Raw genomic sequence first — 13,275 nt, forward strand, 5'->3', positions numbered from 1 at the left:
TCGCCGGTGGGCGGCCGTGGACGGTCACCCGCACCGCCGTCGGGTGCGACGTCGGCGGCGCGGGTGACCGGTCAGCCGGTGGCCGCGCGGGCGAGGGCGTAGCCGGCGCTGGCCGCGGCGAGGCCGGCGGCGACGCTGAGGGCCACGTTGGCCAGCGCGGCAAGCCGCCGCCCCGCCCGGGCCAGCCGCAGCGTCTCGTAGCTCAGGGTGGACCAGGTGGTCAGCGCCCCGCAGAAGCCGGTGCCGACCGACGCGGTGAGCGCGGGGCCCGCCGGCAGGCCGGTGACCGCGCCGAGCAGCAGCGACCCCAGGACGTTGACCGTCAGCGTGCCCCACGGGAAGCCGGCGCCGAGGCGGGCCTGCACGGCCCGGTCGGTGAGGTAGCGCAGCGGGGCGCCGAGCGCCGCGCCGAGCGCCACGAGCAGGGCGGTCACCGGCCGCCCCGGGCGAGCAGCCGCCCGGCGGCGGCCTCGCCGACCCAGACCGCGAGCAGCGCGCCGACCAGCGTGGCGCCGAGGGAGGCCAGGGCGGTGCCGGGGGCGCCGGCGAGCAGCGCCTGGTGCGCGTCGACCGCGTAGGTGGAGAAGGTCGTGTAACCGCCGAGCACGCCCACGCCGATGAACGGGCGGGCCAGCGGTCGGCCGCCGCCGGCGTGGCAGAGCACCGCCATCAGCACACCGATCAGCAGGCACCCGCTCACGTTGACGCCGAAGGTGGCCCAGCCGAACGTGGCGGGGGAGTGCGGGACGGCGGCCTGGAGGCCGGCCCGGGCCAGCGCGCCGAGCACACCGCCGGCGGAGACGGCGGCCAGCACCGCTGCCGGACGCGCGGCGAGTTCGTCGCGGTCGGCCGGGACCCGCAGGTCGACGTCCGGATCGACGCGCGACGGCTCGGCGGGGCCGGTCACGTCTCCTCCCACGGTGCCGTCGGCCGCAATCCGGCCGTCGTCGCAGCATAACGCCGACGGCCCCGGCCGCCGGGCCGGTGTCGTGCGGGTCGGCCGACGCTCCGCGCGCCGCGCGGCACCGCTCCCCGGGGCTCGGGACCGGCCTGCGCGCCGCCCCCGGGCAGGCCGGCGGCCCTGCCGGCCGGCGTGCCGCCGGGTCGGCCGGGGACGGCCGACCCGTGCCGTGGCGCGCCGGGTCAGCGCACCGCCGCGACGGCGGCGTCGGCGCCGCCCCGCCAGAGCACGCCGGCCTCGGTGAAACCGGCGTCGGTCAGCGCCGCCAGGTGCCAGGAGACCGGCGGGTTCCACTCCGGGCTGTGTCCGGTCGGGTAGATCTCGCGCCGCCGTGCCACCAGCGGGGCGAGTGCCGGGTCGGCCGCCGCCCGCTGCCACCAGTCCGACCAGGACAGCACGGCGCCGCTGGCGTACCGGGCCTCGCGCCGGGTGCGCGCGCTGTCCAGCAGGCGCTTGGTCAGCTCCGGCAGCGCGTCGTCGGGCATGTGGTCGGCGTTGAGCAGGATCCCGCCGGGGCGCAGCAGGCCGCGCAGCTCGGCGTAGAGACGGGCCAGCCGCTCGCCCGGCAGCCAGTGCAGCGCGGTGGCGGTGAGCACCGCGTCGTACTCCCGCACCGGCAGCGCGGTCGTCCACTCCGGCTGCCCCAGGTCGGCCTCGACCACGGTGACCCGGTCGCCGAACGTCGCCCCGGCGATGGCCAGCAGCGCGGGATCGAGGTCGACCAGGGTGATCTCGGCGTCGGGGAAGCGGCCCAGTGCCCGGGCGGAGATGGTGCCGGTGCCGCCGGCCAGGTCGAGCAGGCGGGGGCGCCCGCCGTCGAGGACCGCCTCGACCGCGTCGAGCATCGCGGCGAACCGGTGCTCCCGGTCCGGCAGGTACGCCTCCTGCTGGCGGTCCCAGCTCTCCTGCCAGGCGGCGGCGTTGCTGATGTAAGGACTCATGGCGATGAGGCTAGTTACTGGCCGAGAGCGTTGTCCAGACCTTGTTGCCAGTAATTTGCAACTGCGGGACTGTTGCAGCACGACGGTCCGGGTGGGGCCGGCGGGGTCCCTGCCCGGCCGGCCCCGCTGTCGCCGCGACGGTCAGGCCGAGGCGACCAGTTCCCGCTCCGCCGGCCGCGCCGCGGCCTGCCGGCGGGCCAGTCGCAGGGCGGCCAGCAGCACGCCCAGGCCGGCCAGGGTGACCGCCGCGCCCGCCCAGATCGGGGCGGTGTAGCCGAGTCCGGCGGCGATCGTCGTCCCGCCCACCCACGCGCCGAGTGCGTTGCCGACGTTGAAGGCCGCGATGTTCGCCCCGGAGGCCAGCGTCGGCGCCTGGCGGGCGTACCGCATGATCCGCATCTGCAACGGGGGCACGGTGGCGAAGCCGAACCCGCCCATCAGCAGCAGCGAGGCCACCGTGAGCGGTCGGCTGCCGGCGGTCAGGGCGAAGGACACGAGCACCACGGTCAGCGCCGCGAGCACGACGACCAGGGTGCGCGACACCGACACGTCGGCGGCGCGACCGCCGAGCAGGTTCCCCACGAACAGGCCCACCCCGAAGAGCACCAGCAGCCACGGCACCGTCCCGGTGGCGAAGCCGCTGACCTCGGTCAGGGTGTACGCGATGTAGGTGAACGCGCCGAACATGCCGCCGAAGCCGAGAACGGTCACCGCCAGCGACAGCCACACCTGCGGGTGGGCGAAGGCGCGCAGCTCGCCACGGAGCCCGTCGGCGGGCCGGTCGGCGTCGCCGGTCGGGCGGGCCGGGACGAGCAGGGCCAGGCCGGCGAGCGCGACCACGCCGACGCCGGTGATCGCCCAGAACGTCGACCGCCAGCCGAGATGCTGGCCGAGGAAGGTGCCGAACGGTACGCCGAGCACGTTGGCCGTGGTCAGTCCGGCGAACATCAGCGCGATGGCGCCCGCGCGTCGGGCCGGCGCGACCAGTCCGGCGGCGACCACGGCGCCGATACCGAAGAACGCGCCGTGGCAGAGCGCGGCGACGATCCGGCCGGCCATCATCACCCCGTAGCCATCGGCCAGGGCGGAGAGCAGGTTGCCGATGATGAAGAGCACCATCAGGCCGAGCAGCACCGGCTTGCGCGGCAGCCGGGTGACCGCCGCGGTCAGCGCCACGCCGCCGATCGCGACGCTGAGCGCGTAGCCGGAGATCAGCCACCCGGCGACCGACTCGGTCACCGCGAAGTCGGCGGCCACCTGGGGCAGCAGCCCCATGATCACGAACTCGGTGAGGCCGATGCCGAAGGCGCCGACGGCCAGCGCGAGCAGTCCACCGGGCAGGGACCGGTTCCGTCCAGACATGGTCTTCCGTTCCAGGAGAGAGACAGATAGCTGGCGCGTGCAACTACGCGCGGAAGCAACTAAATAGTTGCACGCGCGGGATGTCGGCGCAAGCCTGCTAGGCTGGGGGTCGACCAGGTCACACCGCGAGGAGGTCGGATGGGCATCGGCGACGACGCCGTGGAGGTCCGCGCACAGGGCTGGCGCACCCTCGCCGCGCTGCACGGCCTCATCGAGGCGTCCCTGGAACGCGCGCTCCAGGCCGGTCACCAGCTCTCCGTGGTCGAGTACACGGTGCTCGACGCGCTCTCCCGGCAGGACGGCTGGCACATGCGGATGCGGCAGCTCGCCCGCGCCGCCGCGCTCTCCGACAGCGCCACCACCAGGCTGGTCACCCGCCTGGAGGACCGCGGCCTGCTCACCCGGATCCTCTGCGCCGACGACCGACGCGGCATCTACACCGAGCTCACCCCCGCCGGGTGCGAGCTGCTCGCCCAGGCCCGGCCCACCCACGACCGGGTGCTGGCCGAGGCGCTGGCCGAGGCCGAGGCCGCCCCGGAGCTGGCCCCGCTGGTCGACGCGCTGCACCGGCTCCCGGCGTCCCGCTGACCAGCCACGCCACGCCGACCCGCCGTTTCGACATTCCCGGGCCGGGGCACATGCCCGACAGGGGATTGTCGAGAGGGGGTCGTGATGGCGGATACGACGACGACGCCGGCCCACGTGCGTCCGTCCGATCCAGCGTCCGGCGGGGGAAGTCCGCGCCGCGACGCCGAGCGGGCCGGGGGGCCGCCGTTCCGCAAGCCGCGCTGGCCGCGGGCGTACGCGTTCGCGCTGGTGACCGGGGCGCTGTTCCTGTTCGCCTGGATCGGTCAGTTCGTCTTCCAGGTGGCGGTGGAGAGCAACGAGGCGAGCCAGCACGGCCAGTCCTTCGCCTGGGCGGACTTCCTGCCGCAGTTCCTCGCCTCCACCTTCGAGAACTGGCAGTCCGAGTTCCTCCAGCTGATCTGGCAGGCGGCCGGCCTGGCCCTGTTCTACTACTGGGGCTCCTCCCAGTCCCGCGAGTCCGACGAGCGGATCGAAGCCAAGCTGGACGCGCTGCTGCGCGAGCGCAACCTGGACCCCGAGAACCCGTGACGTGCGGGTGGCGCCACCCGCGCCCGTCGACCCCGAACCCGCCCGGGTGATCGAGGTGGCGACGTCATCGGCGGCGGGACCCGGCTCACCGCCCGCCTGCCGGCCGTCCCGGCCGCCGGTGGTGCCGCGCCGCCGGCGGGCGTACGGTACCGAGATCGGCGGGCGGGGCGGCGCTGGCCGGGCCGGTCGAGAACACGATCGGGGTGAGCGTGGTGGTCGAGGTGATCGCCACGGGCGGGTGGAGCGGTCGATGGGCAGGACGGGGCGGATCGTGGACCAGCGGCGGGGCGGCTGACGTGACGGGGCGCAACGCCGCGTACGACATGTTCGACGCCGACGCGGCGTCGAAGGGGCTCGGCATCGAGCTGGTGGACGCCGCCGACGGGGCGGCGGTGGCCAGGATGCGGGTGACCGGCGCGATGGTCAACGGCCACGCGATCGCCCACGGCGGCTTCGTCTTCCTGCTCGCCGACACCGCCTTCGCGCTGGCCTGCAACAGCCGCGGTCCGGTCACCGTCGCCGCCGGTGGCGAGATCACCTTCGTCCGTCCCGCCCGCGAGGGCGACCTGTTGACCGCCCGCGCCACCGAGCGCACCCGGTACGGCCGCAGCGGCATCTACGACGTCACCGTCACCCGCGACGGCGGCGAGGTGGTCGCCGAGTTCCGGGGCCGCAGCCGCACCCTGCCGACGCCCGCCGGCTGAGCCTCGCGCCCGCCGCCGCGGTCGGTCGCGCCGGTCCGCTCGCAGAGCAGTTGCCACTGCGGGCGCAGACGCGGGACAGCTCACAAACGCCCGGGCCGACAGCCGCGTCGTGGTGCGCCGCGGGCCGCCGGAGCGCCGTCGTCGCCGGCGCCGATCCGCCCGACCGCCGCCCCCACGACACTCGCCGGCGCGGCTAGCATCGGGGCGGTGCGAATGCTGGTGGTATCGGCCCCGTTGATCGGGCACGTCTTCCCCCTGCTGCCGCTGGCCGGCGCGTTGCGCGACGCCGGGCACGAGGTGCTCGTCGCCACCGCCGCCGACGGCCTGCGGGCGGAGCAGTCCGGGGTGCCGGTGCGCGACGTCGCGCCGGCGTTCGACTTCGGACGGATCGCCCGCGGGGTCATGCTGCGCCACCCGCTGATCGCCCGGGCCGAGCTGGCCGGCACGGCCGGCACCCGGGGCGCGGCGCTGCTCTTCGGCGCGGTCAACGACCAGATCACCGACGGGGTGGTCGCCGTCGCCGAGGAGTGGAAGCCCGATCTGGTGATCCACGAGCCGTTCGGGGTGGCCGGGGCGCTCGCCGCCGCGAAGCGCGGCGTGCCCGCCGTGCGCCAGGAGAACTCCCTCTTCGACGGCCGGGAGCTGGTCCGGGCCACCCTCGCGCGACTCGGTCCCGCCCTGCGCCGCCACGGCCTGACGCACCTGCCGCCACCAGCCGCCGCCATCGCGGTCGCCCCGCCCAGCGTGCGGCGTCAGGACGGCTGGCCCCTGCGCTACGCCGCCCACGCCGGTGGCGGCGAGCTGCCGGGCTGGCTGCGCGAGCCGGCGGAGCGCCCGCGGGTGCTGGTCAGCCGCAGCACCGTCGCCGGCCCCGGCAGCGCCGGGCCGATGCCGGCGGTCGTCGCCGCCGCGGACCGGGTCGACGCCGATTTCGTCCTGGTCCGCCCGGACGCGCGGCTGGCCCGCCGCGCGCTGCCCGGCAACGTGCGCACCGTCGACTGGATTCCGCTCGCCGAGGCGCTGCCGGCGAGCGCGGCGCTGGTCCACCACGGCGGCGCGGGCAGCGTCTTCACCGCCCTCATCGCGGGGGTGCCGCAGCTGGCCACCGTCGGGCCCGGCGACCGGCGGCACAACGCCGAGCTGGTGGCGGCGCGCGGCGCCGGCATCGCGGCCCGGCCCCGTGACATCACCGCCGAGACGTTGACCCGGCTGGTGAGCGACCCGGCGCTGCGCGACGCGGCGAGACAGGTCAGCGCCGAGATCGCCGCGATGCCGGGGCCCGAGGAGCTGGTGCGGAGGCTGGAGTCGCTGCGCTGACGCCGGTGTCCCGCCCGCGCGGCGGCCCGTCCCCCCAGGCGGTGTGGGGCAGGATGCCCGCATGGGACATGTCGTGCTGTTTCACTCCGTCTACGGGCTGCGGCCGGCCGTGCTGACCGCCGCCGACCGGCTGCGCGCCGCCGGGCACACCGTCGTCACCCCCGACCTCTACGGCGCTCCGGCCGCGCAGACGGTGGAGGACGGCTTCGCCCTGCTCCGCAAGATCGGCCAGGAGGCCGTGCTGGACCGGGCCCGGGAGGCCCTGCGCGAGGCGCCGGCCGACGCGGTGCTGGCCGGCTTCTCGATGGGCGCGGGGGTGGCCGGCGCGATGCTCGCCGAGCGCCCCGACGCGGCGGCGCTGCTGCTGCTCTCCGGCGTCGGCGGCGAGCCGGAATCGGTCCGTCCGGGCCTGCCGGTGCAACTGCACCTGGGCGACCCGGACGAATACGACGCGGAGCCGGAGGTCGGGCAGTGGCGGCGGGCGATGACCGACGCCGGCGCGGAGCTGTCCGTCCACCGCTATCCCGGCGTCGGGCACCTCTACACCGACCCGCACCTGCCCGACCACGACGCGACAGCCGCCGCGCAGACCTGGGAGCGGGCGGTCGCCTTCCTCGCCGACCGCTGACCGGCCTTCGGCGGGGGGGCGGCCCGCCGGTCCGCTCCGCCGGGGCGGGCCAGGCCGACGGGCCGCTCTGTCGCCCCGGGGCCAGGCCGACGGTCCGCCCGCCAGGGCGGCGGAGGCGACGGGGCCGCGCCGCGCCGACGGACCGGGCCCTCAGCCGAGGCGGGCCAGGTCGTCGGCGGAGAGCCGGATCGCGCCGGCCGCCACGTTCTGCGCCAGGTGCTCCGGGTCACCGGTGCCCGGGATGGCCAGCACGTGCTGCCCCTGGTGCAGCGTCCAGGCCAGGCGGACCTGGTGCGGCGTCACCCCGTGGGCGCGGGCCACCGCGCGTACCGCGTCGTCGTGCTCGTCTGCCGCGCCCGTCTCCCGCCCGGCGCCGGCGATCGCGAAGAACGGCACGAAGGCCACCCCGCGCTCGCCGCAGACCCGTAGCAGGTCGTCGGCCCACCGGTTCGCGTCGAGGGCGTACGCGTTCTGCACGCACACCACCGGCGCGACGGCCTGCGCCTCGTCCAGGTGGTCCACCCGCACGTTGGACAGGCCGAGGTGTCGGATCAGCCCGGCGTCGCGCAGCTCGGCGAGGGCGGCGAAGCGTTCCGCGACGGAGTCCTGCCCCTCGCGTCGGACGATCCGCAGGTTGACCACGTCCAGGTGGTCCCGGCCGAGGCGGCGCAGGTTCTCCTCCACCTCCCGGCGCAGCTCGGCCGGGGTCAGCTCCCGGTGCCGGGTCGCCGCGTCGAAGGACGGCCCGACCTTCGTCGTGATGACCAGGTCGTCCGGGTACGGCGCGAGCGCCTCCCGGATGAGTTCGGTGGCGTACCGGCGCGGGCCGGTGCCGACGCCGAGCGGCCCGCCCGGCGAGACGTAGAAGGCGGCGGTGTCGATGTGGTTGACGCCGAGTTCGACCGCCCGGCGCAGGACGCGGACGGCGCGCGCCCGGTCCGGGTCGACGGTCAGCCGCATCGACCCGAAGCCCATCCGGTGCACGGTGCGGTCGCCGAGGGTCCAGGTGCCGGCGGCGGAGGCGGTGATTTCTTCGACAGGCATCGGGCGAACCTAGTCAAGGGGCGCCCGTCCGGGCACTCGGTCAGCCGCCCGATACCGCCCGGGGCCGGCACCGGTTAACGTGGATCGTGGGGAGAGACGCGTCCTCCGTCACGCCGCCGCCGGCGTCCCGCGCGGCAGCCCCCACGCCGACCTCCATTCGCGACGCTCCCGCCGGTCCGGCCGTGCCGCCCCGGCGGCCGCCGGGGCGCGGTCGCCCTCGACGGGCGCGCCGCGGTCGGCCGCCCGGCCGCGGAGGTCCACCACCGGCACCTCGGCGCGCCGACCGGCCGGCGCCACCGCGTCCGACGACTGCCCGGCCCGCCGGGCGACCGCGGCCCGCACCGCCCTCGGCAGCCGGGCGTAGGCGACCTCGCGGAGCACCGGGTCGGCGACCGTGTACCCGCCGCCGGCGCGGCCGACCAGCAGGCCCGCGGCGGCGAGGGCGCGCAACTGCGGCACCGCCCGGTCGGGCGACCAGCCGAGCAGGCGCGCCACCGACGACGCGGTGACCCCCGCGCCGGGGGCCGCGACGCCGAGGGCCGCGACGGCCGTCAGCGCCGCCCGCCGGATGCCGTCGAGGCGGTCCAGCCGGGCGTCCACCTCCCGGCGCACCGCGTCGGGCACGGGCAGCAGCGCGGTCGGCGCCGCGTCGAGCGACGCCACGTACGCGGCGGCCCGGCCGGGGTTGCCGTCGACCAGCGGCAGCAGGCGCGCGGCCTCCGCCGCCGGCCGGTCGGCCCGACCCAGCAGGTGGCGCAGCAGCCGGCCGGTCTCCACCGGGCGCAGCGGCGGCACGTCCAGCCGGTGCCGGCGGTCCCGGGCCCCGGGCAGCACGTCCGCCCACTCGGGCCGGTGCAGCGCCACGACCGCCAGCGGCAGGGACCGGGCGGTGGCCGCCGCGAAGAGCCGGTGCAGGAAGCGGTTCAGCTCGCCGGTGCCCCGGTCCAGGTCGTCCACCGCCACCACCAGCGGCTCCCGGGCGGCGAGCGCCAGCAGCACCTCCCGCGCCACCTCGGCGCCCCGCGCCACCTCGCGGGTGCCGTCCGGCCCGGCCAGCACCCCTTCCAGGGTGAACACCGCCTCGGCCACGTCGGCGGGCGGCACCAGGCCCGTGAGGGTGGCGGTGAGCCGACGGCGTACCACCGCGGGCGGGTCGTCCGCGCGGAGGCCGGCGGCCCCGCGCACCAGGTCGGCGACGGGCGCCAGGGCCTCCGGGCACGGCGGGCAGTGCGCGACGCACCAGCGCACCGGCACGTCGTCCACCGCCGCGACGGCGCGCCGCAGCTCGTGCAGCAGCCGGCTGCGCCCGCTGCCGGCGGGGCCGACCAGCGACAGCCAGCGCGGGCTACGGTCCCGTACGGCGTGGACGATCAGGTCCCGGGCGGTGGCCAGTTCCCGCCGTCGCCCGACCAGCGGGCCCTCGTGCGGGGTCGGGGCCGGCCGGGTGGTGCCGGTGGCCTGCCACACGTCCACCGGCAGCGCCTTGCCGGCGAGGGCCACCGGCGGCACACGGCGCTGGTCGACCAGCCCCACGGTGGCCCGGTGGGTGGCCGCGCAGAGCGCCACGCCGCCGGGCGGGGCGTACTCCTGCAACCGGGCGGCGGTGCTGGTCACCGCGCCGCTGGCCGCGCCGTGCCCGCCGTCGTGCGTCGCGGCGAGGTCCACCAGCGCCTCGCCGGTGGCCACCCCGACCCGGACCCGCAGCCGCGGGGCGCCGGGCAGGGGACGCCGGTCGAGGGCCCGCTGGATGTCCAGCGCCGCCCGCACCGCCCGGTACGCGTCGAACCCGTCGGACTCGCGCGCCCCGAACAGCGCCATGACCGCGTCGCCGACGTACTTCTCGACCACCCCGTGCCACCGGCGCAGCACCCCGGCGACGGTGGCGAAGTAGGCGCGTTGCAGGGCCCGTACGTCCTCGGGGTCGAGCCGGTCGAAGAGCGCGGTCGACCCGACGATGTCGGCGAACAGCACGGTGACCGTGCGTCTCTCCTCCGGCACCGACCAGCCTGCCGAGGCGGCACGCTGCGGAGAAACGACGATGGTGGGCATGGGCATCGCACCCGCCTTTCCCCCCGTTGGCTGACGACGCCTCGGACACTGTCACCTCCGGGTCCGCGGCGGATCTGCAGAACGACGTATGTCGGCCACCCGCAACCTTTGGTCGCGATGTCGGCGCGACGAGCACCACAGGGGCAAAAGACCCGTAGAACGGCGCGTGGACGGATGACTAGGCTGCGTGCCATGGCCAGCGACGTGGACACCGCACCGCTCGTCGGCCGGGCCGACCTGGTGACGACGGTACGGTCCGCGCTGCTCGACGAGGTCGCGCAGGGGCACACCGCCGCGGTCTTCCTCACCGGCGAGAGCGGCGTGGGCAAGACCCGGCTGCTGCGCGAGGTGAGCGACCGGCTGCGCGACGCGGGCGCCCTGGTGCTGACCGGCTCCTGTCTGGACATCGGCGACGCGTCGCCACTGCACCCGCTGCTGCAGGCGTTGCGCCGCTTCGACGCCGAGCTGACCGGCTCCCACGCTCGGACGTCCTCGGCCGTCCGCGGCCTCCTGCGGGTGTTCGCCGACGAGACCGCCGGCCCGGACGGCGCCGGGGCGCTGCTGGAGCGGGTCTCCCGGGGGCTGCACCTGATCGCCGAGGGGCGCCCGTTGGTGCTGGTGCTGGACGACCTCCAGTGGGTCGACCGCAGCACCCGCCAGTTGCTGCTCTATCTGCTCGCCGGCCTCGGTGACCTCCAGCTCTCCGTGCTCGCCGCGGTGCGGGCCGAGTCGTTGCAGGGCGCGCACCCGCTGCGCCGGGTGCTCACCGAGCTGCGCCGGCTGCGCTCGGTGCGGGTGCTCGACCTGGCCCCGCTCGACCGGGCCGGCACCGACCAGCTCGCCGCCGCCGTGGTCGGCCGCCCGCTCGCGCCCGAGGCGGCGGAGCTGGTCTGGCAACGCAGCGGGGGCAACCCGTTCGTGGTGGAGGAGCTGGCCCGCGACCTGCGCGACGGCCGCGACGGGCTCTCCGACACGCTGCGCGAGGTATTCCTGGCGCGGGTCGACGCGCTGCCGCAGCACGCGCACGCCGTGGTGCACGCGGTCGCGGCCGGCGTCGAGCCGGTGGAGCACTGGCTGCTGGCCCGGGTGACGCGGCTGCCCGAGGACGAGCTGATCGAGGCGGTCCGCGCCACCGTGGCGCACCGGCTGCTGGTGGGCGACGACGACGGCTACCGGCTGCGGCACCGGCTGGTCGCCGAAGTGCTGGAGCACGAGCTGCTGCCCGCCGAGCGGGCCGCCCTGCACCGCCGCTACGCCGAGGCGCTCACCTCGGGCCCGGCGGAGCTGCACCAGGCCCGCCTGGCGCACCACTGGCGGCTGGCCGGCGAGCCGGCGCGGGCGCTGCCGGCGGCGACGGCGGCGGCCCGCGAGGCCGAGCGGCTGCACGGCTGGGCCGAGGCGCACCGGCACTGGTCGGTCGCGTTGCAGTTGGCCGGCTCGCCCGGCGTGGGTCCGCGGGACGTGGACCGGCTGACCCTGCTGGAACACGCCGCCGAGGCCGCCCACCACTGCGGCGAGCACGCCCGCGCGCTGACCCTGCTCGAGGAGTTGGCCGGCTCCGGCGCCGACCGGTCGACCTGCGCGCTGCACATCCGGCGGGCCCGCTACCTGGCCGCCGCCGGTCGGTCGGCCCTCGCCGAGGCCGAATACCGGCGGGCCCTGGAGGCCGCCGACTGCACGCCGCGGGAACGCGCCACCGCCGCCGCCCACCTGGCCGAGCTGCTGCTGCACCTCGGCCGGTACGCCGACGCCGGCCGGCGGGCCCGGGAGGCGCTGGAGCTGTCCGCCGCGGTCGAGGGCTCCACGTCGGAGGTCGTGCTGGCCAGCGCGGCCCTCGGCTTCTCCGAGGCGTACCTGGAGGATCCGGACGCGGGCCTGGCGGTGATGCGCCGGGCGCTGGAGACCGCCGAGCGCTCCGGCCGCCCCGAGGACGTGGCCTGCGCGTACCTGCACCTGGCCGAGCTGTTGACCGGCCCGCTGAACGTGCTGGAGGAGGGCGTCGTCGTCGCCCGCCGGGGCGCCGAGCGGGTGGCCGAGCTGGGCCTCGGCCGCACCTGGGAGACCCGGCTGCTGGCCATCGCCACCAACGGGCTGTTCCGCGTCGGTCAGTGGGCGGAGGCGGAGAAGGTCGTCGCGGCGGCGCTGCGGCACCGCCCCTCCGGCGCGGACGCGGTCGAGCTGCTGCTGGCGCGCTGCCGGCTGTCGGTGGGCTACGGCGACATCGCGGCCGCCGACCGCGACCTGGACGCGGTGGCCACCGTGCTCGCCGGCGGCGGGGCACGGCACGTGATTCCGTTGCTGACGCTGCGGGCGGGGCTGGCCATGTGGCAGGGCCGGCACGACCTCGCCCGGCAGGCGGTGCAGCGCGGCCTGACCGAGAGCCGCTCCGACGACGTGGGCATCCTCGCCGCGCTGGTGTGGCACGGCCTGCGGGCCGAGGCGGAGGCGCACGCCAGCCGGACGATCGCGGTGGACGAGACCGCGGTGCGGCGGCTGCGGGAGGTGGCCGACCGGGTGGCCCGCAAGAGCGAGGATGCGGCCCGCCCGGTGCGCGACGTGGTCGACGGGTTCCTGGCGCTGTGCGCCGCCGAGGTGAGCCGCCTCGACGGCAGCGACCCGGAGCTGTGGGCCCGGTCCGTGGCGCAGTGGGACCGGCGTCACCACCCCTACCCGGCGGCCTACTCGCGGCTGCGTCAGGCCGAGGCGCTGCTGGCCCGGCGCAGCCGCAGCGCCACGGCGGGCAAACTGCTGCGGCAGGCGTACCAGGTGGCGCAGGGGCTCGGCGCGGTGCCGCTGACCTCGGAGATCCGGACCCTCGCGGGCCGGGCCCGGGTGTCGCTGGAGGACCGGCCGGTCGCGGGCGAGCCGACGGCCGGCCCGGACGGCGACGAGTTGGCGGTGCTGACCGCGCGGGAGCGGGAGGTGCTCGCCGCCGTCGCCGAGGGGCTGACGAACCGGGAGATCGGCCAGCGGCTGTTCATCAGCGAGCGGACCATCGGCGTGCACGTCTCGCACATCTTCGACAAGCTCCAGGTCCGCACCCGGGTGCAGGCCAGCGCCATCTTCCTGCGTAACCGGCCCGCCTGACGGGCGCGTACGGATACGTCGTTCTACTGATCCGGCCGACGCTCGTCGGCTGGCAGGCTGTGCAGC

Annotated in this window: 12 protein-coding genes; 6 read left to right on the forward strand and 6 right to left on the reverse strand. The window is 77.0% G+C overall.

What is annotated here, in order from left to right:
- Positions 1-71: 71 nt before the first annotated feature.
- From ACFY23_RS26285 to ACFY23_RS26300, 4 genes are all read right to left on the reverse strand, one after another.
- On the reverse strand, positions 72-434 hold the full coding sequence (locus ACFY23_RS26285; RefSeq protein WP_350685162.1) for a CrcB family protein: 363 nt from the start codon (positions 432-434) through the stop codon (positions 72-74).
- The gene (locus ACFY23_RS26290; protein ID WP_350685163.1) at positions 431-919 is read right to left on the reverse strand and encodes a CrcB family protein; all 489 of its coding nucleotides are present in this window, start codon (positions 917-919) and stop codon (positions 431-433) included. The genes ACFY23_RS26285 and ACFY23_RS26290 overlap by 4 nt, the downstream gene beginning before the upstream one ends.
- Positions 920-1,143: 224 nt before the next feature.
- Positions 1,144-1,902 (reverse strand): class I SAM-dependent methyltransferase, encoded by a 759-nt coding sequence (locus ACFY23_RS26295; protein ID WP_350685164.1) that lies wholly within the window; start codon positions 1,900-1,902, stop codon positions 1,144-1,146.
- Between the two features lie 141 nt (positions 1,903-2,043).
- Positions 2,044-3,264, reverse strand: coding sequence for an MFS transporter (locus ACFY23_RS26300; protein ID WP_350685165.1), 1,221 nt, complete (start codon positions 3,262-3,264; stop codon positions 2,044-2,046).
- A gap of 138 nt (positions 3,265-3,402) precedes the next feature.
- On the opposite strand from ACFY23_RS26300, the gene ACFY23_RS26305 reads away from it, so the two are divergent.
- The 5 genes from ACFY23_RS26305 to ACFY23_RS26325 all read left to right on the forward strand — a co-directional run bounded on the left by ACFY23_RS26305 (position 3,403) and on the right by ACFY23_RS26325 (position 7,029).
- Positions 3,403-3,852 (forward strand): MarR family transcriptional regulator, encoded by a 450-nt coding sequence (locus tag ACFY23_RS26305; protein WP_350685166.1) that lies wholly within the window; start codon positions 3,403-3,405, stop codon positions 3,850-3,852.
- An 84-nt stretch (positions 3,853-3,936) separates the two neighbouring features.
- Entirely contained in the window at positions 3,937-4,380 is a 444-nt protein-coding gene (locus tag ACFY23_RS26310; protein ID WP_350685167.1) for a DUF6766 family protein, read from the forward strand.
- Positions 4,381-4,703: 323 nt separating this feature from the next.
- Positions 4,704-5,084, forward strand: a complete 381-nt coding sequence (gene paaI / locus ACFY23_RS26315; protein ID WP_350685170.1) for a hydroxyphenylacetyl-CoA thioesterase PaaI — start codon at positions 4,704-4,706, stop codon at positions 5,082-5,084.
- 213 nt (positions 5,085-5,297) lie between these two features.
- A complete protein-coding gene (locus tag ACFY23_RS26320) occupies positions 5,298-6,401 on the forward strand; it encodes a glycosyltransferase (protein WP_350685171.1) in 1,104 nt (367 codons plus the stop codon).
- Between the two features lie 61 nt (positions 6,402-6,462).
- Positions 6,463-7,029, forward strand: coding sequence for a dienelactone hydrolase family protein (locus ACFY23_RS26325; RefSeq protein WP_350685168.1), 567 nt, complete (start codon positions 6,463-6,465; stop codon positions 7,027-7,029).
- Between the two features lie 150 nt (positions 7,030-7,179).
- Here ACFY23_RS26325 and ACFY23_RS26330 read toward each other — a convergent pair whose 3' ends face one another.
- Positions 7,180-8,073, reverse strand: a complete 894-nt coding sequence (locus ACFY23_RS26330; protein ID WP_350685169.1) for an aldo/keto reductase — start codon at positions 8,071-8,073, stop codon at positions 7,180-7,182.
- A gap of 108 nt (positions 8,074-8,181) precedes the next feature.
- Positions 8,182-10,128, reverse strand: coding sequence for an adenylate/guanylate cyclase domain-containing protein (locus tag ACFY23_RS26335; protein ID WP_350819383.1), 1,947 nt, complete (start codon positions 10,126-10,128; stop codon positions 8,182-8,184).
- 186 nt (positions 10,129-10,314) lie between these two features.
- On the opposite strand from ACFY23_RS26335, the gene ACFY23_RS26340 reads away from it, so the two are divergent.
- A complete protein-coding gene (locus ACFY23_RS26340) occupies positions 10,315-13,209 on the forward strand; it encodes an AAA family ATPase (RefSeq protein WP_350819384.1) in 2,895 nt (964 codons plus the stop codon).
- Positions 13,210-13,275: the final 66 nt, after the last annotated feature.

It is taken from the genome of Micromonospora sp. NPDC000121 (genome assembly GCF_042899165.1).
Lineage (GTDB): Bacteria > Actinomycetota > Actinomycetes > Mycobacteriales > Micromonosporaceae > Micromonospora.

Bases quoted from the DNA above. Each gene is read 5' to 3' on its own strand.
- ACFY23_RS26325 (WP_350685168.1), top strand. From the start codon at position 6,463: ATGGGACATGTCGTGCTGTTTCACTCCGTCTACGGGCTGCGGCCGGCC.
- ACFY23_RS26295 (WP_350685164.1), bottom strand. From the start codon at position 1,902: ATGAGTCCTTACATCAGCAACGCCGCCGCCTGGCAGGAGAGCTGGGAC.
- ACFY23_RS26305 (WP_350685166.1), top strand. From the start codon at position 3,403: ATGGGCATCGGCGACGACGCCGTGGAGGTCCGCGCACAGGGCTGGCGC.
- ACFY23_RS26335 (WP_350819383.1), bottom strand. From the start codon at position 10,128: ATGCCCATGCCCACCATCGTCGTTTCTCCGCAGCGTGCCGCCTCGGCA.
- ACFY23_RS26330 (WP_350685169.1), bottom strand. From the start codon at position 8,073: ATGCCTGTCGAAGAAATCACCGCCTCCGCCGCCGGCACCTGGACCCTC.
- ACFY23_RS26340 (WP_350819384.1), top strand. From the start codon at position 10,315: ATGGCCAGCGACGTGGACACCGCACCGCTCGTCGGCCGGGCCGACCTG.
- paaI (WP_350685170.1), top strand. From the start codon at position 4,704: ATGTTCGACGCCGACGCGGCGTCGAAGGGGCTCGGCATCGAGCTGGTG.
- ACFY23_RS26320 (WP_350685171.1), top strand. From the start codon at position 5,298: ATGCTGGTGGTATCGGCCCCGTTGATCGGGCACGTCTTCCCCCTGCTG.
- ACFY23_RS26300 (WP_350685165.1), bottom strand. From the start codon at position 3,264: ATGTCTGGACGGAACCGGTCCCTGCCCGGTGGACTGCTCGCGCTGGCC.
- ACFY23_RS26310 (WP_350685167.1), top strand. From the start codon at position 3,937: ATGGCGGATACGACGACGACGCCGGCCCACGTGCGTCCGTCCGATCCA.